14 protein-coding genes, 1 tRNA gene and 1 pseudogene are annotated in these 20,823 nt (G+C 62.5%); 6 read left to right on the top strand and 10 right to left on the bottom strand.

The features are described from left to right. Positions 1-18: 18 nt before the first annotated feature. Genes HBF32_RS12815 through HBF32_RS12800 form a run of 4 tightly spaced genes read right to left on the bottom strand, consistent with a single transcriptional unit; the run spans position 19 to position 5,869 of the window. Positions 19-3,234, bottom strand: coding sequence for an efflux RND transporter permease subunit (locus HBF32_RS12815; protein WP_166699987.1), 3,216 nt, complete (start codon positions 3,232-3,234; stop codon positions 19-21). Then, complete coding sequence (locus HBF32_RS12810; protein WP_166699986.1) at positions 3,231-4,322, bottom strand: efflux RND transporter periplasmic adaptor subunit; 1,092 nt, start codon at positions 4,320-4,322, stop codon at positions 3,231-3,233. The genes HBF32_RS12815 and HBF32_RS12810 overlap by 4 nt, the downstream gene beginning before the upstream one ends. Positions 4,323-4,347: 25 nt before the next feature. Continuing rightward, the gene (locus HBF32_RS12805) at positions 4,348-4,554 is read right to left on the bottom strand and encodes a YgaP family membrane protein (protein ID WP_166699985.1); all 207 of its coding nucleotides are present in this window, start codon (positions 4,552-4,554) and stop codon (positions 4,348-4,350) included. 25 nt (positions 4,555-4,579) lie between these two features. Continuing rightward, positions 4,580-5,869, bottom strand: coding sequence for an NAD(P)/FAD-dependent oxidoreductase (locus tag HBF32_RS12800; RefSeq protein WP_166699984.1), 1,290 nt, complete (start codon positions 5,867-5,869; stop codon positions 4,580-4,582). A 158-nt stretch (positions 5,870-6,027) separates the two neighbouring features. Here HBF32_RS12800 and HBF32_RS12795 point away from each other — a divergent pair, with 158 nt between their 5' ends. Further along, positions 6,028-6,414 carry a DUF302 domain-containing protein gene (locus HBF32_RS12795; protein WP_166699983.1) on the top strand — a complete coding sequence of 129 codons (387 nt, stop codon included), beginning with the start codon at positions 6,028-6,030 and terminating at the stop codon, positions 6,412-6,414. Between the two features lie 13 nt (positions 6,415-6,427). On the opposite strand, the gene HBF32_RS12790 is transcribed toward HBF32_RS12795, so the two are convergent. Beyond that, complete coding sequence (locus HBF32_RS12790) at positions 6,428-7,180, bottom strand: SDR family NAD(P)-dependent oxidoreductase (protein WP_166699982.1); 753 nt, start codon at positions 7,178-7,180, stop codon at positions 6,428-6,430. Between the two features lie 38 nt (positions 7,181-7,218). Here HBF32_RS12790 and HBF32_RS12785 point away from each other — a divergent pair, with 38 nt between their 5' ends. The 5 genes and pseudogenes from HBF32_RS12785 to HBF32_RS19355 all read left to right on the top strand — a co-directional run. Beyond that, positions 7,219-8,232 (top strand): LysR family transcriptional regulator, encoded by a 1,014-nt coding sequence (locus HBF32_RS12785; RefSeq protein WP_240147978.1) that lies wholly within the window; start codon positions 7,219-7,221, stop codon positions 8,230-8,232. Between the two features lie 3 nt (positions 8,233-8,235). Further along, positions 8,236-9,474, top strand: a complete 1,239-nt coding sequence (locus HBF32_RS19635) for a mechanosensitive ion channel domain-containing protein (RefSeq protein ID WP_205287737.1) — start codon at positions 8,236-8,238, stop codon at positions 9,472-9,474. 216 nt (positions 9,475-9,690) lie between these two features. Next, the gene (locus HBF32_RS19505; protein ID WP_338039801.1) at positions 9,691-9,912 is read left to right on the top strand and encodes a DUF4396 domain-containing protein; all 222 of its coding nucleotides are present in this window, start codon (positions 9,691-9,693) and stop codon (positions 9,910-9,912) included. Between the two features lie 87 nt (positions 9,913-9,999). Continuing rightward, complete coding sequence (locus HBF32_RS12770; RefSeq protein ID WP_166699978.1) at positions 10,000-10,989, top strand: winged helix-turn-helix domain-containing protein; 990 nt, start codon at positions 10,000-10,002, stop codon at positions 10,987-10,989. A 97-nt stretch (positions 10,990-11,086) separates the two neighbouring features. Further along, positions 11,087-11,260: pseudogene (locus HBF32_RS19355) on the top strand (alkene reductase); the annotation flags it as partial. A gap of 331 nt (positions 11,261-11,591) precedes the next feature. Here HBF32_RS19355 and HBF32_RS12765 read toward each other — a convergent pair. The 5 genes from HBF32_RS12765 to rpoD all read right to left on the bottom strand — a co-directional run bounded on the left by HBF32_RS12765 (position 11,592) and on the right by rpoD (position 20,741). Beyond that, a complete protein-coding gene (locus HBF32_RS12765; protein ID WP_166700546.1) occupies positions 11,592-14,666 on the bottom strand; it encodes a type I restriction endonuclease in 3,075 nt (1,024 codons plus the stop codon). Further along, a complete protein-coding gene (locus HBF32_RS12760) occupies positions 14,653-16,017 on the bottom strand; it encodes a restriction endonuclease subunit S (RefSeq protein ID WP_166699977.1) in 1,365 nt (454 codons plus the stop codon). Before HBF32_RS12760 ends, HBF32_RS12765 begins: the two co-directional genes overlap by 14 nt. After that, a complete protein-coding gene (locus tag HBF32_RS12755) occupies positions 16,017-18,404 on the bottom strand; it encodes a type I restriction-modification system subunit M (protein WP_166699976.1) in 2,388 nt (795 codons plus the stop codon). The genes HBF32_RS12760 and HBF32_RS12755 overlap by 1 nt, the downstream gene beginning before the upstream one ends. A gap of 196 nt (positions 18,405-18,600) precedes the next feature. Beyond that, a tRNA-Ile gene (locus HBF32_RS12750) sits at positions 18,601-18,676 on the bottom strand. A gap of 205 nt (positions 18,677-18,881) precedes the next feature. Further along, positions 18,882-20,741, bottom strand: coding sequence for an RNA polymerase sigma factor RpoD (rpoD, locus tag HBF32_RS12745; protein ID WP_166699975.1), 1,860 nt, complete (start codon positions 20,739-20,741; stop codon positions 18,882-18,884). Positions 20,742-20,823 lie beyond the last annotated feature (82 nt).

Raw genomic sequence — 20,823 nt, 5'->3', positions numbered from 1 at the left:
AGTCGCCCATCCCCGCGTTCAACCCGACCGGCGACGCGACATCCACGCGAAGTAGAGCACCGGAATCACGAGCAGCGTGAGCAGGGTCGATACCAGGATGCCGAAGATCAGCGAGACGGCGAGGCCCTGGAAGATCGGATCGTCGATGATGAAGAATCCGCCCACCATGGCGGCCACCCCGGTAAGCGCGATCGGCTTGGCACGCACGGCGGCCGCGTCCACCACCGCGTCCACCAGCGGTTTGCCGGCGGCCATGGTGTGGTTGATGAAGTCGATCAGGAGGATGGAGTTGCGCACGATGATGCCCGCGAGGGCGATCATGCCGATCATGGACGTCGCCGTGTATTGCGCACCCACCAGGGCATGCCCGGGCATGACGCCGATGACCGTGAGGGGGATCGGTGCCATGATGATCAGCGGAACGACGTAGCTCTTGAACTGCGCCACCACCAGCAGGTAGATCAAGGCGAGGCCCACGGAATAGGCGAGCCCCATGTCGCGGAAGGTTTCATAGGTGATCTGCCACTCGCCGTCCCATTTCACGGATACCCCGGATGTTTCCGAGGGTTGCGCGATGAACCGCTGAGCGATGCTTTCTTCGTTCGCCTTGGCATGGCCAAGTGCGCCGACGAGCGAGAACATGCCATAGAGCGGACTGTCCGTACGACCCGCGTCATCGCCGACCACATAGGCGTAGGGCAGGAGGTCCTTGTGGTAGATCGCCTTTTCCCAGTCGGCGGTGACGACACTGACGACCTCCGAAAGAGGCAGGAGGTCGCCGCCCCGCGTGCGGACGCGCAAGGCCAGCAACTGCCGTATCGAGCCCTGGTCGCTTGCGGGAAGACGCAACCTCACGGGAACGGCGTACTTCGCATGGCCATCCATGACGTAAGTGGCATCGTCGCCGGACAGCGCGGCGCGGATCGCCTGGGCAATGGCGGCCTGCGTCAGCCCCAACGTCGCGGCCCGTTCGCGATTCACCACCATGACCTCGCGCGGCGAGTCCGCCTCCACGCTGGTGTCGATGTCGACGATATCCGCGTTGGCGCGGAACGTCCTCTCCAGTTTCCGGGCGGCGCTTCGGATCGTGGCCTCGTCGGGGCCATAGACTTCGGCGACGATCGGTGCGAGTACCGGCGGGCCGGGCGGTACCTCGACGACCTTGACCGAGGCCCCATACCGCGCACCGATGCGGGTGAGTTCGGGGCGGATGGCAAGGGCGATCGCATGGCTCTGGCGATCGCGTCGCTCCTTGCCGACCAGGTTGACCTGCAGATCGCCGACCGTCGGGCCGCTGCGCAGGTAGTACTGCCGAACGAGGCCGTTGAACGTGATGGGTGCCGATACGCCTGCATAACCCTGCCAGTTCTCGACCTCGGGCAGCGTGGACACAGCTTGCGCCAGTTCGGTAAGCAGGCGGTTCGTACGCTCGACGGTGCTTCCTTCCGGCATGTCCACCACGATCTGGAATTCGGACTTGTTGTCGAAGGGCAGCATCTTCAGGATCACGGCCTTCGCCGCGACCAGGCCGACGGCCATCAGCACGAGGAGCACCATGGCGCCGTACAGCCAGCGGCGTTTGCGTGGAGCGGTGCTGCCCTGAAGGAAGGGCGACATCAGCCGGACGAAGAAGCGGTGCAGTCGCCCCGGCATCGGATGGTCGCGACCGGTCGTCCCCGGGCCGGGGCTGTCGTGGCGAAGGAGGCGCAGCGACAGCCATGGCGTCACCATCAAGGCGACCATGAGCGACAGCAGCATCCCCGCCGACGCATTGATCGGGATGGGCCGCATATACGGACCCATCAGGCCCGATACGAAGGCCATCGGCAGCAGCGCGGCAATGACGGTGAGCGTGGCGAGGATCGTCGGCCCACCCACTTCGGCGACCGCGTCCGGAATGGCTTCCCGGAGCGTGCGGCCACCGAGCGCCATGTGCCTGTGGATGTTTTCCACCACCACGATGGCGTCATCGACCAGGATCCCGATGGAAAAGATCAGCGCGAACAGCGACACGCGGTTGATGGTGAACCCCATCGCCCATGAGGCGAAGAGGGTGAGCATCAAGGTGATGACGACCGCCGTGCCCACGACCGTGGCTTCGCGCCACCCCAGCGTCAGCAAGACGAGGACGACGACCGACAAGGTGGCGAAGATCAGTTTGTGGATCAGCCTGTCCGCCTTGTCCGTGGCGGTCCGGCCGTAGTCCCGAGTCACCGTGACATGAACGTCGGAAGGAATCAGTACGCCGCGAAGCCGCTCGAGGCGGACGGCGACTTCGTTGGTGATGTCGGCGGCGTTCGTACCGGGTTTCTTGGCGATGGCGAGCGTCACTGCCGGGGCGCTTCCGGTCGCGGGCAAGGACATGCCCGCCGGTGTGCCGAACCAGACGTACCGCGCCGGTATGTCACTGCCCTCGTCGATGCGCGCCACGTCCGAAAGGAACACCGGCCGGCCGTCCTTCAATCCGATCACCAGCCGCGAGACATCGGCGGCGTCGACCAGGAACGTGCCCGCGGTGACGGGCCTGACCCGGTCGCCCGCTATGCGGTCGCCGGCCTGCGTCACGACGTTGGCCGCCTTCAGCGCGCCGGACAGGTCGCTCAGGGCCAGTCCGTAGGAGGCGAGCCGGGTGGCATCCAGTTCCGCGACGACCGCGCGCTCCGGCGCGCCGATGGTGTATACGTCGCGCGTGCCCGGCACACGCTTGAGATCGGTTTCGAGCGTATGTGCCAGTTCGGCGAGACGCGTCGGATCCTTGTCGAGCCGGTCGCTCCACAAGGCAAGCGTCATCACCGGCACATCGTCGATGCCCATGGGACGGATCAGCGGCGGCCCCACGCCAAGATGAGGCGGTACGAAGTCCTGGTTCTGGAAGACCTGGTTGTAGAGGCGGACGATGGCCGTCTGCCGCGGCACGCCGACCTGGAATTCAACGGTGACGATAGCCATGCCGGGCCGGCTCACCGAATAGACATGCTTGATGCCTTCGATCTCGGAAAGCTTCTGTTCGAGGGGAAACGCGACGAGGCTCTCGACATCGCGAACGTCCGCGCCGGGAAAAGGCACCATCACGTTCGCCATGGTCACGTCGATCTGCGGCTCTTCCTCCCTGGGCGTGACGAACATGGCGGCGACGCCGAGCAGCAGCGCGGTCAGGGCGAGGATGGGTGTCAGCGGCGACGACTGGAAGGCACGGGCGACGCGGCCGGAGAGTCCCGGTGTCTGCTCGCTCATGGTCCGCTTCTTTGCCGCTGCGACGTCAGCCAGCGCACGGCCGCCGGGGGATCGAGCGCGATGCGTTCGCCGCCGTCGAGGCCGGCCAGCAATTCGACACTCCCGCCGTCGCGCTCACCCACGCGCACCTGGCGCAACGTCACGCCGGCATCGCCGATCACGTACACGCCCTGCAATTCGCCCTGGCGAACCAGGGCGCCGGCAGGCACGCGCAGGTGTTCGGTCTGGCCGGTGGCAAAGGCGACCTTCACCGTCATGCCGGGATAGAGTCCGGTGCCGTCTCCCTTGAATTCCGCGCGGACGGCGAAGGAATGCGTGGCCGGGTCCGCGTAGGGGAACACGGTGACCTTGGTTGCCGGGACGCTACGCGGCTCCGGTCCATCGAGCAGGATCTCCGCCGCGCGATAGCGGCGAATGGCATCGACGGAACTCTGCGGCACCTGCGCCGTGACGCGCAGGTCCTTGAGCGACGCCAGGGCGATCAACCGCTGGGGTACCGGCGGGCCGGCCTGCACCGACTCGCCGACTTCGACATAACGGTGGGTGACGATGCCGGCATACGGGGCGCGCACCACGGTGTAATCGGCCTGCATGCCAACCTGGCGCGACGTGGCCTCCGCCGCCGCGAGCGCCGCCCTCGCGCTGTCACGCTGGGCCAATGCCTGGTCGAGTTCCCGCCTGGCGATGAGCCCTTTGGCGGCGATGGCGGCGACACGCTCGTAATTGAGCCTGGCGTCGGTATACGCAGCCCGCGCCGCCGCGATCTGCGCCTGCGCCGCGCGCGACGCCGACTTCTGTTCGACGTCGGTGAAGCGGACAAGGACCGCGCCCTCAGGCACGACATCGTTGACGTCGTACGGAAGATCAAGGACTCGCGCATTGGTCTGCGCCGACAATACCGCCGCATTGACGGCTTCCACCGTGCCGTCCCACACCTGGCGCTCCGCTGCCGGTTCCGCCTTGACCACCAGCGACGCCAACGCCGGTGCCGCCGATGCGGGTGGCGGCTGGGTCGCCGGATGTCCGCACGCCGCCAGCACCAACAGGGCTCCCGGCGCGATGGCCTTCCCACATGCGAGCGTGCGCATCACGGCCTTCACGGAGACCGCCCGGTCACGATGGAAACGCACAGCCCGGCTTGACCCCCAAGCGTGCCAGGACCCGCGCGATGGGACAGAATCCGGTGAACGACGCCTGCAGGAGGTTGGCCCCGACGAAGGCGGCGAGCAGCAGCCACCATGGCGATACGAGATAGGTGAGGACGACGGCCACAAGGACCATCGTGCCGGCGAAGGACATAACCATGCGATCGATATTCATGACGCTTGCCTCTGTCGTGCCGGTATCACGCCACCCGACGCTTGTCCCTGAGCGTCCGTATGCCCAGGAGCTTCAGGACATAAGTCTCGAACGTCGGATGCGTATGGCCGGTGCGGACCTTCCGCAGGAAGTATTTCTCGAAGGCGGTCTTCGCCAGATGCACCCATTTGCCTTCCTTGACCCAGGCCACGTTGCGGGGAGGTATCTGCGGCAACGCCACGAAGGCGACGCCCGTTTCGCCCATGTCGGCAAGGCAGATGGCATTCCACGTCGCCTGCGCTTCGGCGGGACGGCCTTCGATGTCGGCCTTGAGGTTCGCGACGATGGCGCCGACCATGGACTCGATCATGAAACCCGTCTTCGGCGCACCGGTGGGTACCGGCGTGGCTTCCACCGGCGGAATGGCAACGCACACTCCCGCCGCATAGATGTTGGAATAGGAGGGGCTGCGCTGATACGGGTCGATGAGCACCATCCCGCGTGGATTCGTCAGACCCTCGACCTCGCGCAGGGCTGTCACCCCGGTGAATGCCGGAATGAACATGGCGTAGCGATGCGGTAACGCGTGGCTCCGGTAGAGGACGCCCTTGTCGTCCAGCTCGTCGACCTTGACGACATCCGCCTCGACGGAAACGACCTTGGCATGGGTGATCCAGCGGATGTCGCGCTGTCGCAGTGCCGCTTCCATCATGCCGCGCGAATCGCCCACGCCGCCCAGGCCCAGGTGCCCCACGTAAGGCTCGGCGGTGACATAGGTGATCGGTACGCGGTCGCGCAGCTTCCGTCGACGCAGATCGGCGTCGAGGATCATCGCGAACTCGTAAGCCGGCCCAAAGCAGCTCGCTCCCTGCACGGCACCGATGACCACCGGGCCCGGTGCTTCCAGGAACGCCTGGTAAGCCGCCCACGCGCGCTCGGCATGGGGCCCGGTGCAAATGGATTGCGTCAGTCCTCCGTCGGGCCCCAGTCCCGGTACCTCGTCGAAGGCCAGGCGCGGTCCGGTGGCGATCACCAGATAGTCGTAGCCGACGAAGCTGCCGTCACGGAGCCGCAGCCGGTTTTCACCGGCGAGCAGAGCCTCGGCCGGTATCGGAACGAAGGTAATGCCGTGCTTCGCCAGCGGCTCGGCCAGATCGACGCGGATCTGTGCCGCCTTGCGCCAGCCGGCCGCCACCCACGGATTCGAGGGCGTGAAATTGAAGAACGGCCCGTCGCCGACCACCGTGACCCGGTGCGCCTTGCCCAGGGCCGCGTTGATGTCGTATGCGGCCGCGATGCCGCCCAGACCTGCGCCAAGAACAACTACATGTGCCATGACCCGCCTCCTACCGGCTGGAACCGAGCGTGGAATCTTTTGCCGGTCCGCCAGTTGACGCGGGTCAACCCGATGTCACTTTTTTCGTCGTACATCGCAGGTCGTCACGTATCGGCGCGCTCCCGGGCCGGGGCGGGGCCATTTGCCAGGAGACGACCATGAGTTACTACTTCGCAAAGACGTTGAACATGCGCTTCGAGCAGGCCATCGACCATGTCGTTTCGGCACTGAAGGACGAGGGCTTTGGCATCGTTTCCACGATCGACGTCCAGGACACCCTGAAGAAGAAGATCGACGTCGACTTCCACCCTTATCGGATCCTGGGTGCCTGCAACCCCAGGCTCGCCTATGAGGCGCTTTCCATCGAAGACAAGATCGGCACCATGCTGCCGTGCAATGTCGTGGTACAGGCGACGACCGACACGACCACCGAGGTGGCCGCCATCGACCCGGTCGCATCCATGCAGGCGGTCGCCAATCCTCGGCTTGCCGAAGCCGCCACGGGAGTCCAGGCGAAGTTGCGGAAAGTCATCGAGTCCCTTTAGCGGGCCTGCTCCCTTAGATCTGGGCCTGGCCGCCGTCGACGAACAGCTCGGCACCATTCACGAAGCTGGCGTCGTCGGAGGCGAGGAACACCACCGCGCGGGCGATCTCGTCCGGATCGCCGACGCGGCCCATCGGCACCTGCGAAGCGAGGTGGTCGACAAGACCCTGCTGTTGCGCGGCATCGGGACCCGCCAGATCGACCAGCCCGGGGGTTTTGGTCGGACCGGGACTGACCACGTTGAAGCGGATGCCGCGATCCTTCACGTCCAGGATCCAGCCACGGACGAGGGCGCGGATCGCCGCCTTGCTTGCGGAGTAGACGCTGAAAGCCGGCGTGCCGGTGATACCCGCGGTCGAACCCGTGAGGATGACCGAAGCACCCTTCGTCAGCAAAGGCAGGGCCTTCTGCACGGTGAAGATCGTGCCCTTCACGTTGCGCCCGAAGGTGTCTTCGTACTGCTCTTCGGTGATTTCGCCCAGCGGGACCATGCTGCCGCCGCCGGCATTGGCGAACAGTACGTCGATGCGTCCCTTGCTGTCCTTGACCGATGCGAAGAGCCGATCGAGCTGATCGAGCTTCGAGGAGTCCACCTGGATGCCTGTCGCATTGCCGATGGCCGCGACGGCGTCGTCGAGTTCTTTCTTCCGGCGGCCGGTGATGAAGACGTGGGCGCCTTCCGCGGCAAACCGTTTCGCGGTGGCCAGGCCAATGCCCGTCGTGCCACCGGTGACTACTGCGACCTTGCCTTCGAGCTTACGAGCCATGACCAGTTCCTCTTTCATCGGGAAACGCGTAGTGCGTGATGGGCATAGGCTATCGACGTCGCGAGGGGAACGAAATAGAATCAATTGCAAATCATCGTTGCAGAAATGAAATGAGTTATCTGCCCGACCTGGAAGGCCTTGCCATGTTCGCCAAGGTGGCGGAGGAGCGGTCGTTTGCCGGCGCGGCGAGGGAGTTCGACCTGTCCGTGGCCACCGTGTCGCGAGCGGTGGCGCGACTGGAAGAGCGGCTGGGTGGCCGATTGTTCAATCGGACGTCGCGGCGACTGGCCCTGACCGAGTTCGGTGCGTCGTTGCTGGACCGGGCAAGCCGCATGCTTCGCGAGGCCGAGGAACTGGAGGCCGCCGCACGCGAGCAAGCCGCGCAACCAAGGGGGCTGGTGCGCCTCGCCGTACCGATGACATTCGGGATCAAATGGGTGGCCCCGTTGCTTCCGGAGTTCCTGGAGCGCTACCCGGACATCGCCGTCGATCTCCATCTGTCGGATGCCCAGGTGGACCTCATCGGCGAGGGATTCGACGCAGCGGTTCGTATCGCGTTGCTTCCGGATTCATCGCTCGTCGCGCGAAAGCTCTGCAGCGTGTCGCGCTTCCTGGTGGCTTCGCCGACCTACCTTCGCTTGAACGGCAAGCCGAAGAACCCGGGCGACCTGAACCGTCATGACTGCGTCGGCTACGCCTATCGTTCCCAGAACGACACCTGGAAGCTGGTCGATCGCAAAGGCAACGAGGAACTGGTCAAGCCGCGAGGCCGGCTCCGCGTGACGAACATCGAGGCTTCCATCCCGCTTCTACTCGCGGGCAAGGCGGTAGGAGAGCTGCCCGAGTTCATTGCGAGCGAATACCTGAAGCGCGGAGAACTCCAGGAGATCCTGCCTGGCTGGTCGCAGGCGACAGGCGGCCTGTATTTCGTCACACCCACGCTGCGATCCCGCCCGGCCAAGACGGAAGCGCTGGGGAATTTCCTTGCTGAAAAACTTTCCGAGCCGGAATGGCGCTGGCATCCGAAGAGGCCTGTGCAACGGAGCCGATGATGCGTGAGGCGCCTCGAACATTTTCGCCATGCGGGCTGGCGCGCACGGGCCAACGCGCCACTGATGCAGTGTCACGACATGCGACGACACGACATCCACAGTCGCCATGCGATCCTCGGCTTCTCCTTTGCCACGAGCACCCCTCGGGTGCAATCAGGAGCCGCGATGTTCGAGTCGTTTCATCAGTGGGCCCTCCACTACACATTCCTTGGTATCCCCGCCTGGCGCTGGCTGGTGGCGGCAACGACCGCCGCATTGGGCACAGTCGTTACCCTCACGGCGCTGCGTCTGCTGGCCGGTGCTCTGGGCAGGCGCCACCTGGTCGCGGTGCGTGCGCTCGGTGCCGCTGCCCGTCATACGCGCTGGTGGCTCGTCCTGCTGGCATTCCTCGCGCTGGGCGCCCAGGCGCTCGGCTTGTCCGATCGCGCCGACCGATACATCGGGCTGGTGGGCGCCGTGGCCGTCGCCGTGCAAGTCGGGCTTTGGGCGAACAGCCTCGTACATGCGTGGACCACCCAGACGCTCGCCGCCGAAGGGGGGCAAGCGCACAACCCCGTCGTGTTGTCGATGATGAGCTGGTTTGCGCGCATCATGGTCTGGGCCACGCTGCTGCTGGCTGCCCTGAGCGTCGCAGGCGTGAACATCACCGCGTTCGTGGCAAGCCTCGGGGTAGGGGGCGTGGCGGTCGCCTTGGCGCTGCAGAGCATCCTCGGCGACTTGTTTGCATCCATGTCCATCGGGCTGGACAAGCCCTTCGAGATCGGGCAATTCATCACCTTCGGCGATGTGGCAGGCACGATCGTCCACGTCGGCGTCAAAACCACGCGCATCAAATCCTTGAGCGGCGAAGAGATCGTCATCGGCAATTCCGAATTGCTCGGCAACACGCTGCACAACTACGCTCGCATGCAAGAGCGGCGCATTGTGTTTTCCTTTGGCGTCACCTACGACACAGACGCGGCCACCATGCGCGCCATTCCGGACCTGGTGCGGTCCATCGCCGCCGACACCCCCGACGTTCGCCTGGATCGCGTTCACTTCAAAGGCTTTGGCGACAGCTCGCTGGACTTCGAAGTCGTGTATTACGTGACTCATCCCGACTTCAACCGATACATGGACGCACAGCAGTCCATGAACCTGGCCATGATGGACGCATTCGCCGAGCACGACATCGGGTTCGCCTTCCCTACGCGGACCCTGATGCTTCCCGAACCGCTGCGCCTTCAGCGTGCCAGCGCATGAGAAAGCCATCCATGGTAGTCGCGGGCCACCGGATGCTTCGCAAATGAGTGGGGCCCCGGTGATGGCATCAAGGGCGTTAATGGGTGCGATGGGGCGGGCTGCGGATCAGACACCGCCTCGACGATCAACCGCGGTGGACCAGTGTGACCAGGGGCTGCTTGCACTGCGGCAGCGAATGCACGCGCGGTGACGTCATCGCCGAGTTGACGGAGTCACATCCAGCTCTGGTTCGCCATGCAATGGGCGATGGTGGCCGACTTCGCGACGAGTTACCCCGTCAATGCCTGGCTTATCCGGCGAGGTCTCAAGGAAGCCATGCAGCATTCACGAGCGAGGGCGCGAGAGTGTAAAACGGCGATATATCGCAATGCCGAATTTCGTAGAGGGCTAGCCGGAATCCTCGGGAAAAGGGGCAAATTAAGTCCCCCTCAGACGTAATTTCATCGAAAATCATATAGTTAACATAAAATATGCACGTTAACATCTATCATGTTAACGTAGCGCCATGATGTTAGAGAAGACTCCATGAACCCGCTGGCGCAGAAAACCGTGGAGTACCTGCAGGCCATCCTTCCAGGGGCCGTCGGTCTCATGCATCCGCTGAGCCTGGAGCTCCGCAACGGACTCCCTCATTACCTGACCAGATTTGATCTGTACGAGCTACGTGTTGCCCGCCGGGAGGTGCTGTTGGCCATCGCGCCGAAAGACGGCACCGGCGGTGAAACCAAGAAGATGTTGCACATCCTGGCGACGAAGACCGGCCTGCCCGTGCTCTATGTGCTTCCGAGCATCCAGTCCTACGAACGTCAGAGAATGATCGAAGCGGGCATTGAGTTTGTCGTGCCGGGGAGCCAGCTTTTTGCGCCCACCCTCGGGCTGGCGCTGCGTGAGCAATTTGCGACGGCCCTGTCCGACCCCAGCGATCTGATAAGCCCGTCTGCGCAGGCCATTCTCATCACCATGCTGCTGGATGATATGCGGAGTCCCGTCGTGGCTTCGGCTCTCGCCGCGAAGATCGGGTATACCGGCATGACGGCGACGCGCGCGGTGCGCGATCTCGTGGCGCATGGACTGGTTGAACAGAGGCGCCAAACACGCACCAAAGTCATTGCACTGACGGCGAGCCGAGCCGATACATGGAAGCGGGCCAAGCCTCTCATGCGAAGCCCTGTCCTCAGGACCGAGCATCCCCGCCGACCTGAGATCAAGGCCGGTCACCCCGTCATGCGGCTCGCCGGCGTAGATGCCCTGTCCCACCTAACCATGCTTGCCGAACCGAAGCATCACATCTGGGCCGTCAGCCAGATGCACTGGGTCGAGATCCAGCGAAACCAACCACCGGTGCTTTATGCAGGTGACGCCCAGGAAGCGGTCCAGGTCTGGAGCTATCCGCCCACGCTGGGCGGCGATACGAAAACAGTCGACCCTCTTTCGCTCATCTTGAGCATGAACGGCAGCGATGACGAACGCGTGCTGATGGCAATAGATGAACTGGAGACGAAGTTGTGGCGGTGATGCACAATTTCACGGAATTTGCCGACTGGATTTTGAACTGACCCACCCCTGGACTCCAAACCGTTCCGCTATTCAAAGCGGCGTGACGTCGGGTGCCGGCTGGGCTGAACCCATCGCCTTCGGGCGGCCATTTATCGCTAATCCGGATCTGTCTGAGCGGATGCGTATCGGTGTGCCGTTGAATGCGCATCACCGTGCTACGTTGTTTAGAGGCGGGGTCTCTGGCCTTACGGACTACCCCATGTTGTGCACGAGCTCGGTTCCGCATTGATTGGTATCAGTGCTGCGCCTGACCAGGCGGATACGACATAAAGGCATTAAGCACGAGGTGTGCCGCCTACTGGACTTCCGGGTGCGCCACTCGCTACTGCGACCCAGAGTTGCCCTGATTATCGCTTTCGCGGGCGATACAGTCGTCACGCCCCAGGCGACTTTGACAGGGTCGCTGACCAGAAGCACGAGAGAACACCTGGCGCATCCTTTCGCGGTCGCCAAAGCCTGTCTCGCGCGTGATTACTTCAATCGAGGGAAAAGTGGCCCCCCCATCATCAGGCGCGCCGACTCCACCCCGTAATGGACGCACTGAACTCGTCAACCACTGCCTAAAGAGACTTACTCGACTCGTCGGGGGCGCGACCAGATGGAGTGATGCCAGGCTGGTAAGTGACGTCGAAGACCATATCTGTTAGCCAACGTTTGAAGTTGGGGTTGTCGCTGAACTGCCTGAACAATTCGGTGTGGTCGGACAGCAGCTCCAGGACCACGCGGTTGAGTGCCTTGTCGTGCTCCAGCTTGGCGTTTTGCTTATCGGAGTTTGCCCGCGCGTTCTGGTAGGCCTTGTCCTGTGCCACCCGCGCCGGGATTTCCTCGGCGATGACCTTGCGGATCTTATCTTCGTCCTTCCACTCGATGTTGCCGAAGAGGTCGTTGAAGGTCTTGATGATCGCAGAGAGCCTGTCGATGTCGGCTTCGCCTTTGCCGCCTCCACCACCGGGTGGCAATGGCTCGACGGCGGCGTCGGCATCGTCCATAGCCATCTCCAGCGCTGCTTTGGCCTCAACCCGGTAGCTGTCCATGTCGATGGTCTCCAGCACACCCTTGGAGAGATCCTCCTCCTTGGGCGCGGGTAGCTTGGGAATGAGGAAGTTCAGGAAGATCGACAGCTTCTCCCACGTCGGGTGACCGTAACTCAGGATTGCGGCGAGGAAACCGTAGCTGCGCACGAAGGCCTTGGCTTTGCCCTTGAACTTGACCTGATCGTCCTCGCCGAGCTTGTCGGTGTATTCGACCACGCAGGCATCGAGGATCGGATCGAGTTTGTCCCGGTCAGCGCCGCTCAAGTACAGCGCCACCAAGTCTTCCACTTGCTGCCAGCTGTAGACCTGCTGTCCGTCGAGTTCAGCTTTCAGGTCGTGCAGCTTGTTGGCGTCGGTTTCGCCGGTCTGTATGGTGGCGCGGTAGTAGTCCTGGAACGCCGCCTTCACCGCCTCGGCGTTGTCGGCGAAGTCGAGCACGAAGGTGTCGTGCTTCTGCGGATGCGCCCGGTTCAGGCGTGACAGGGTCTGCACCGCCAGCACGCCCGCCAGCGGCTTGTCCACGTACATCGTATGCAGCAGGGGTTCGTCGAAGCCGGTAACGAACTTGTTGGCAACGATCAGGAATCGATAGGGGTCTTGCTTAAGACTGCCCGGAATGTCCTTGCTTGGAAACCCGTTGAGATCGGCCTCGGTCTTCTTCTGCCCGCCAATCTGGAAGTCGCCCGAGTATGCCACGATGGCCTTGTACGGGCTTTTGATCTGGGTGAGGTAGTCCGACACCTCGCGCCAGTAGTCAATGGCTCGCGCGATGCCGTTGCACACGATCATCGCCCGCGCCTTGCCGCCGACCTTCTGCTTGCCCGCCACCTGCGCGATGAAGTGATCGACCATGATCTCGGCCTTGCGGCGGATGGCCTTGTCGTGCGATTCGACGTAATGGCGAATTTTCTTCAGCGCCTTCACCTTGTCGAATTCCGGATCGTCCGCCACCGTCTTGGCCACTTGGTAGAAGCTGTCGTAGGTGGTGTAGTTCTCCACTACGTCGAGGATGAACTTCTCCTGGATGGCCTGCTTGGTAGTGTAGGTCAGTTCTTCGGGCGAGCGGAACTGCACCTTGTCGCCGACCAGGGTCTTCTCGCCGAACAACTCCAGCGTCTTGTTCTTGGGTGTGGCAGTGAACGCGAAGTAGCTGGCGTTGGCCAGAAGCTTGCGCGAGGCGATGCGCATTTCGATTTCGGTATTGACCGCATCTTGGGTGCTGTCCTCCTCGAACTCCTCCTCCGCCGCCTTGCCGCCAAGGGCTTCGTGCATCCGCGCCGTGGTCTTGCCGCCTTGGCTGGAATGCGCTTCGTCGATCAACAGCGCGAAGCTCTTGCCGGATAGGTCGCCCAGCTCATCGAGGATGAACGGGAATTTCTGCACCGTGGTGACGATGATCTTCTTGCCCCGGCGCAGGTACTCACGCAACTCCTGCGCGTTGTCGGAGTGGCCGAAGATCGCCGCCACGTGGTCGTAACCCTTGATGGTGCGGGCAATCTGTGTGTCCAGCGCGCGCCGGTCGGTGATAACGACGATGGAGTCGAACTGCGCCGTCAACGGGTCGTCCTTGCGGCGCAGCTCCACCAACTGGTGCGCCAGCCAGGCAATCGTGTTGCTCTTGCCGCTGCCTGCCGAATGCTGGATCAGATAGCGCCTGCCCACCCCATCCGTATGGGCGCGGCGCAGCAGCGCACGCACCGTGCGCAACTGATGGAAGCGCGGGAAGATCTGCTTGCGCTTCTTGCGCTTCTTGCCGCTGGCGTCTGCTTCTTCTTCCTCCACCACCTGCGCGTAGCTCTCGATGATGTTGGCCAGCGACTCGCGCGTTAGAACCGACTTCCACAAATAGTCGGTTTTCAGGCCATTCGGGTTGGGCGGATTGCCCGCGCCGCTGTTCCAGCCCTGATTGAACGGTAGGAACCACGAGGCCTTGCCCTTCAGCTCAGTACAGAACGCGACCTCGGCGTCATCGACTGCGATGTGCGCCACACAACGACCCAACTGGAACAGCAGCTCCTGTGGGCTGCGCGTGGTCTGGTACTGGACGATGGCGTCGGCCAGGGTTTGCTTGGTTAGCGAGTTCTTCAACTCGAAGGTCAGCACCGGCAGACCGTTGATGAAGATGGCCAAGTCCAGCTCGTTGCCGGAATCGTTGCTGTAGCGAACTTGCCGGGTGACGCTGAAGATGTTCTTGCCGAAGGCGTCCGCTGCGGCGGCATTGCCCGGCGTGGGCAGCAGCTTATAGAGATCGACGTGTACGGGCCCGTGGCTCACACCCTTGCGTAGAACGTCCACGACGCCGCGCTTGGTGATCTCGCCCTGCAGTCGGTGAAGGAACTGGGTCCGCTTGATGCCTTCCACCGCCAGATCCAGCGTGTCCACAGCCTTGGGCTGGGTGGCCTGCAAGAAAGCCAGTAACTGCGCCACATCCAGCGCTACGTCGCGGTTGTAGTCGGTGGGCTTGCCTTGAACGTAGCCGTTGTGGGTTGCTGCAAAATCCGTCGGAGCCAGCTCTTGGCCGTACTCAGGCTGCGGCACGCCTGTCAAACCGCGTACCACGCGCGCCTCGAACCAGCGCTCACTGATGTCAGTATTCGCCATCGTCATCCCCAACTTCTGTCACATCTTCAGGGTCATCGCTCAGTGCGGCCAGCGCCGTGTCGTCCACCACGTCGTCCGGGCTGGGTTGCGAGCCTCGCACGTCCACCTGGCCCGTGACCACATCGACAATCAGGCGGTCGCGGTATTCCCGAATCAGTTTGATTTCTTCTTCGGCGCGGGTGATGGCGTCGTTTATTGGAGCCGTTTCAGCCTGAACGTGCGCTACGATTTGCAGCTGCTCAGTCTCGTCAGGAATAGGGAAACGAAGTCGCTTTACATCGCCTGACGAAAGATGTTTCACCGTCGTGGATAGCGTTAGGTCGTTAATGAACTTGAGCGCCTTCGGAATGATCAGCGCCAAGTACTCAGTGGTGATTTGCTTACGCGGACGTAGGCAACACATCCGCTGGTTTAGCAATGCTCGCTCGCCCCGCCAACGTGCCACATTGAAATCGCCGTCCATTCCGACGATGAGATCGCCGGTGTTGATTACCGCTTCTGGCACTTCAGGCCCATTGAGCCGGACTTCGGTGTGAGTACGATTGAGGTCACGAATACGCACTAGCGGATGTCCTACGAATGCGTCAAATAACCCACTGTCGAACGGATAGCCGTTGACGATCTGGACTGCGGAGCCGATATGCACGACTTCCCAATGCTCCGGCACCTCGCTGAGCCACTCGATGCCGGAAGGCTTCAGCGTAACGGTAGCGTCGAGGCCACGTGTGACGGCGTGGTCGATGATGCGCAGCTTTTGTTCGGTGAGCAGCTTGATCAGATCACGCTTGTTCTTGATGAAGCGAGCGATGTGCGCGTCCTGCGCGCGGAGGTAGGCGACGATCTGGTCTTGCTCGGGGCGTGGGGGTACAAGCGAGGGCATCTGCTTAAAGGATTCCCAATACAGCCGGTTGCGGTCGGCAACGATGCCGCGCGAGAACTTGTTGACCTCCTGCATATACGCCGCCGTGCGGAACAGGTAGCTGTAGTAGCTGCTGTTGGCCTCGTCGTAGGGTTTCACCACGACATAGGCCGGGCTGACCAGCCCATCGACTGGTGCAGGGCCGACCGCGCCTTGCCACATCCGCATCATGTTGTAGGCAATGTCGCCCTTGGCTGCGCGTTTGTACTTCTCCTTCTGGCTCATTACCTGCTTGCGCTTCAGGTTTTCCATGTCACGCACACGCACGCCAGTGCGCAGCGACACTTCCAGAATGGGGAGATCGGGGAAGCCCGTTTCGACGCGATGAGCGAAAAGGCGGCCATTGCGAAGCACCTGCCAATCTTCCGGCAGCCGTGGAACCCAGGGCAATCCTGATGACCGATAGTTCCGATACGCGCCCGCCACCGCCATCACGCCGCCCCCACGATCTTGTGCAGCAAGCCTTCGCTCTGCTGCTCCAGCGCGAGGATGTCGGCGCGCACCTCGGCCAGTGTGCGCAGTGGTGCGGGCGTGTAGAAATAGCGGGCGAAGGAAATCTCGTAGCCGATCTGCGTCTTGTCAGTGGCAATCCAAGCGTCCAGCGAGTGCGGCAACACCTCGCGGGCGAAGAAGGCGTCGATGCCGCCCGGCTCCTTCATTGGCACCTGCTCGGTGTCGCGCAGCTCGCTGTCGGGTTCGTATTCGACCATGAAGCGATCTTTGCCCACGGTCTCCAGGTATGCGCCATCGAAGCCAGGCTCGAAGTATTCCCTTGCCTTGAGCTTGCTGCGCTTGGCGATAACCGGCGGTGCGGTTTCGTCGCGCCAGCTCACCGCCTTGTAGATGGCCTTCTTCTCCGACGCGCCGAGCTTGTCACCCTGCGCCTTCAGAGCAGCATCGAAGCGGGCGCGGAATTCGTTGTGGTCGTCAAACATGGCGATGCCCAGAGTCTTCTGCGCCCGTTGCGCCACCTCCATTAGCCCCTTGTCACGCTGCCACGTCGATGCATCGAGCAACTTCTTGCGGCGCTTTGCCGGCACGGCATTACGGGCGGCGGGGGCCTCACCGTCATCGCCGCTGTGTTCGCCGTCGTCGTCTTCGTTCTCGTCCTCACCTTTCAGCCAAGCCTCGATGGCCGGTTTATGCTTGGCGAACTCGCTGTAGAGCGCCTCGCCGTGGGTGGCGTAGATCTCGGCGCGCAGTGCCTCATCGCCGGAGGCAAAGCGCAGGGACTCAATGCGCTCGTCGGAGAGCTGGCTTTTCAGACGCAGCGGGCGCTCGACGGTGATCTTCCAGTAGCCGAAATCCTGGGTGTCGAACCATCTGGACTGGACAGTTTCCTGTGCCTTGCCGAGGTAGAGGTCGAGGATTCGCTGGATGTCTCCGTCCGAGAGTTCGCAGTTCTTCTTGCCGAGGTTTCGGCGCAGCGGCTGGAACCACTGAGATGCGTCGATCAACTGCACCTTGCCACGGCGCGCTTCGGCCTTCTTGTTGGCCAGCACCCAGATGTAGGTGGCGATGCCCGTGTTGTAGAAGATGTTGAGCGGTAGGGCGATGATGGCTTCGAGCCAGTCATTTTCCAGCACCCAGCGGCGGATGTTGCTCTCGCCCTGGCTCGCGTCGCCGGTGAACAGCGCCGATCCGTTATGCACCAGCGCGATGCGGCTGCCTAAGGGCGTGTTGTGCTTCATCTTTTGCAGCTTGTTCACTTGGAACATAAGCTGCCCGTCGCTGGAGCGGGTGAGGAGCTTGAACTCAGGGTTGTCCGCGTGGCTGACAATGAAGCGCGGGTCGTTGAACTCCTTCTTGCCGCCCATGCGCTCCAGATCGGTCTTCCAACTTTTCCCGTAGGGCGGGTTAGAGATCATGAAATCGAATTCGCGGCTGCGGAACTGATCGGCGGACAAGGTGGATTTGTCTGCGCCGCCGACGATGTTCTCGGCTTCTGCGCCTTCGCCCTTCAAGAGCAGGTCGGCCTTGCAGATGGCGTAGGTTTCGTCGCTGATCTCCTGGCCGAACAGGTGGATCGAGACTTCCTTGCCGTGCTGCTCAGCCAGTTCGTGTAGTGCCTCCTCGGCCACGGTGAGCATGCCGCCGGTGCCGCAGGAGCCGTCGTAGAGCGAATAGGTGCTGGACTCGATCCGGTCGGCCACCGGCAGGAACAGAAGTTTGGCCATGAGCCACACCACATCGCGCGGGGTGAAGTGTTCGCCTGCCTCTTCGTTGTTATCTTCATTGAAGCGGCGAATCAGCTCCTCGAACACCGTGCCCATGCCGTGGTTGTCGAGCGCGGGCAGCTTGATGCGGCCATCGGCATCCTTCACTGGCAGCGGCGCGAGATTGACCTCGGGGTCGAGGAAATCGTCGATCAGGTAGCCAAGGACGTGCGAATCCACCAGCTTCTGGATCTGGTTGCGGAAGTTGAACTTGGTGAGGATTTCCTGCACGTTCGGCGAAAAGCCGTCCAGGTACGCAATGAAGTCATCGCGCAAGCGATGGCCTGCCGCGCTGGCTTTCAGCTTGGCCAGCGTGAACTCCGAGACGTTGTAGAAGGCTTGGCCTGCCGCCATGCGTAGCGCGCCGTCCTGCTCGGTAACTTTGTGGGTGTCCAGGAACTTCTTACGATTCAGCACCTCGTCTTTCGTGGATTCGAGCACGGCGTCGAGCCGCCGCAGCACAGTGAAGGGCAGAATCACGTCACGGTACTTGCCGCGCACGTAGACGTCGCGCAGGCGGTCGTCAGCAATGTTCCAGATGAAGTCGGAAATCCATTTGATCTGGCTTTGGTCTTGCTTCGATTTCACTGTTCTGTATTCCATGGTGTTAGACCGACGTTCCCCAGGTGTTAGACCGACCTTCCCCATTTGTGAGTCAGCGGCCCCCTGGCCAACCCTCTGAGTCACCTTTCTGCCGGATTCAACTGGACAGCCACGGACAAGCACGCACAAAAAAGCCCGCAATTTGCGGGATTATGGCCGATATCTGGACCAGCTTTGCAACATCAGAAGCCAATGTTGGTGGGCCCACCAGGACTCGAACCTGGAACCAAAGGATTATGAGTCCTCTGCTCTAACCATTGAGCTATAGGCCCTGCGCTGAGGGGGGAGTTTAGCCGATGCGGGGGATGGTTTGGCGTAGGCGGGGTTGCCGGTTGCGATGGGGGCGTTGTCGGCTGGCGGAAAGCCAAGGCGCTGGGTTCCTGCCTTCGCAGGAACGACGGTAGGTGGGGATTCGGCAAGCACAAAAGAAAACGCCCGCTTGCGCGGGCGTTCTGGTCTTGCGGGCGGTGCTATCGATCAATCGATATCAAGGAACGACCGCAGCGTCTCCGAGCGGCTCGGGTGACGCAGCTTGCGCAGAGCCTTGGCTTCGATCTGGCGGATGCGCTCGCGGGTGACGTCGAACTGCTTGCCGACTTCCTCCAGCGTGTGGTCCGTGTTCATGTCGATGCCGAAGCGCATGCGCAGCACCTTGGCCTCTCGCGGGGTGAGGCCGGCGAGCACGTCGCGCACGGTTTCCATGAGACCCGTTTCGGTCGCCGACTCGATGGGCGAGCTGGCGTTGGTGTCTTCGATGAAGTCGCCAAGATGCGAATCTTCATCGTCGCCGATCGGGGTTTCCATGGAGATCGGTTCCTTCGCGATCTTCAGGACCTTGCGGATCTTGTCTTCCGGCATCTCCATTTCCTTCGCCAGCTCTTCCGGCGTCGGCTCGCGGCCGAACTGCTGGAGCATCTGGCGGGAGATGCGGTTCAGCTTGTTGATCGTTTCGATCATGTGCACCGGAATACGGATGGTGCGGGCCTGATCGGCGATCGAACGGGTGATGGCCTGGCGGATCCACCACGTGGCGTACGTGGAGAACTTGTAACCGCGGCGGTATTCGAACTTGTCCACCGCCTTCATCAGGCCGATGTTGCCTTCCTGGATGAGGTCGAGGAACTGCAGGCCGCGGTTCGTGTACTTCTTGGCGATGGAGATCACCAGGCGCAGGTTCGCCTCCACCATTTCCTTCTTGGCGCGACGAGCCTTCGCCTCGCCCACGGACATGGCGCGGTTGATTTCCTTGATGTCGGTGAGCGGCAGGTACAGGGTGCGCTCGATCTGGGCGAGCTTCTCCTGTTCCGCGTCGATCGCCTCGCGGAAGTTCTTGATGTTCGGCGACCACTTCTGGCGCTTGCGCGACAGCTCGGCGGCCCACTCGAGGTTGCCCTCGTTGGACGGGAAGCTCTTCAGGAACTCGGCGCGCGGCATCTTCACCTGCTTGACGAAGATGTCCATCAGCACGCGCTCGTGGTGACGGATATCGTTCACCACTTCGCGCAGCTTGCGCACGAAGCTGTCGATCAGGGCCGACGGCAGCTTGAGGTTGAGGAAGGCTTCCGACATCTGCTCGCGGATCTTCGCGACCTTCTTGTCGTTGATCTCGGCCTTCGGCGCGGCCTTCTGGAACTTCGCATGCAGCGAACGCAGCTCTTCCATGCGGCGCTTCACTTCCTCCGGATCCGGACCGGTCGGGCCGGTATCCTCGTCGTCGGTGGTGCCCTCGACGTCGTCGTCATCGTCGTCGTTATCGCCTTCCACTTCGGGCGCGTTATCGGCTTCGGCCTGGGCGGCGTCGGCGGCTTCCTCGAGGTCGGCGAAGCCGGCCAGGATCTCGCTGAGGCGGCGCTTGCCTTCCACGTGCTGGTCGTATTCCTCGAGCAGCAGCTGGATGGTGAGCGGGAAGCTGGCCAGCGCGGTCTGCACCTGGCTCAGGCCTTCCTCGATGCGCTTGGCGATGGCGATCTCGCCCTCGCGGGTCAGCAGCTCGACGGTACCCATCTCGCGCATGTACATGCGCACGGGGTCGGTGGTGCGGCCCACCTCGGCGTCGACGGCCGACAGCAGCGCCACGGCTTCTTCGGCCGCGGACTCGTCGTCCGTGCTGGTGCCCGGCGCGGCGCCGTCGGAGATGGTGTCGGTGTCGGGCGCGGAATCGTGGACTTCGATGCCGACGCCCTTGAGCACCGCCATGATGTCTTCGATCTGCTCCGGATCGACGATGTCGTCGGGCAGGTGGTCGTTGATTTCAGCGTAGGTCAGATAGCCCTGCTCCAGACCCTTGGAGATGAGCTGTTTGATTTCAGACTGTTGCTCGTGAGCTTTATTAGTCATGCCGACCGCCGCGGGTTACAGGAACCGATCAGTATAGTCATTTGATGATTTTTTGACCAGTTTTCAAGTGGATCGGACTCAC

The organism is Luteibacter yeojuensis (assembly GCF_011742875.1).
Taxonomy (GTDB): domain Bacteria; phylum Pseudomonadota; class Gammaproteobacteria; order Xanthomonadales; family Rhodanobacteraceae; genus Luteibacter; species Luteibacter yeojuensis.
The sequence above is the reverse complement of the archived record's forward strand: the minus strand, read 5'-3'. Positions and strand labels throughout refer to the sequence as shown.

Excerpts from the sequence above, each read along its gene's own strand:
- HBF32_RS12815 (WP_166699987.1), bottom strand. The coding sequence starts at position 3,234 with ATGAGCGAGCAGACACCGGGACTCTCCGGCCGCGTCGCCCGTGCCTTC.
- HBF32_RS12810 (WP_166699986.1), bottom strand. The coding sequence starts at position 4,322 with ATGCGCACGCTCGCATGTGGGAAGGCCATCGCGCCGGGAGCCCTGTTG.
- HBF32_RS12805 (WP_166699985.1), bottom strand. The coding sequence starts at position 4,554 with ATGAATATCGATCGCATGGTTATGTCCTTCGCCGGCACGATGGTCCTT.
- HBF32_RS12800 (WP_166699984.1), bottom strand. The coding sequence starts at position 5,869 with ATGGCACATGTAGTTGTTCTTGGCGCAGGTCTGGGCGGCATCGCGGCC.
- HBF32_RS12795 (WP_166699983.1), top strand. The coding sequence starts at position 6,028 with ATGAGTTACTACTTCGCAAAGACGTTGAACATGCGCTTCGAGCAGGCC.
- HBF32_RS12790 (WP_166699982.1), bottom strand. The coding sequence starts at position 7,180 with ATGGCTCGTAAGCTCGAAGGCAAGGTCGCAGTAGTCACCGGTGGCACG.
- HBF32_RS12785 (WP_240147978.1), top strand. The coding sequence starts at position 7,219 with ATGGGCATAGGCTATCGACGTCGCGAGGGGAACGAAATAGAATCAATT.
- HBF32_RS12770 (WP_166699978.1), top strand. The coding sequence starts at position 10,000 with ATGAACCCGCTGGCGCAGAAAACCGTGGAGTACCTGCAGGCCATCCTT.
- HBF32_RS12765 (WP_166700546.1), bottom strand. The coding sequence starts at position 14,666 with ATGGCGAATACTGACATCAGTGAGCGCTGGTTCGAGGCGCGCGTGGTA.
- HBF32_RS12760 (WP_166699977.1), bottom strand. The coding sequence starts at position 16,017 with ATGGCGGTGGCGGGCGCGTATCGGAACTATCGGTCATCAGGATTGCCC.
- HBF32_RS12755 (WP_166699976.1), bottom strand. The coding sequence starts at position 18,404 with ATGGAATACAGAACAGTGAAATCGAAGCAAGACCAAAGCCAGATCAAA.
- rpoD (WP_166699975.1), bottom strand. The coding sequence starts at position 20,741 with ATGACTAATAAAGCTCACGAGCAACAGTCTGAAATCAAACAGCTCATC.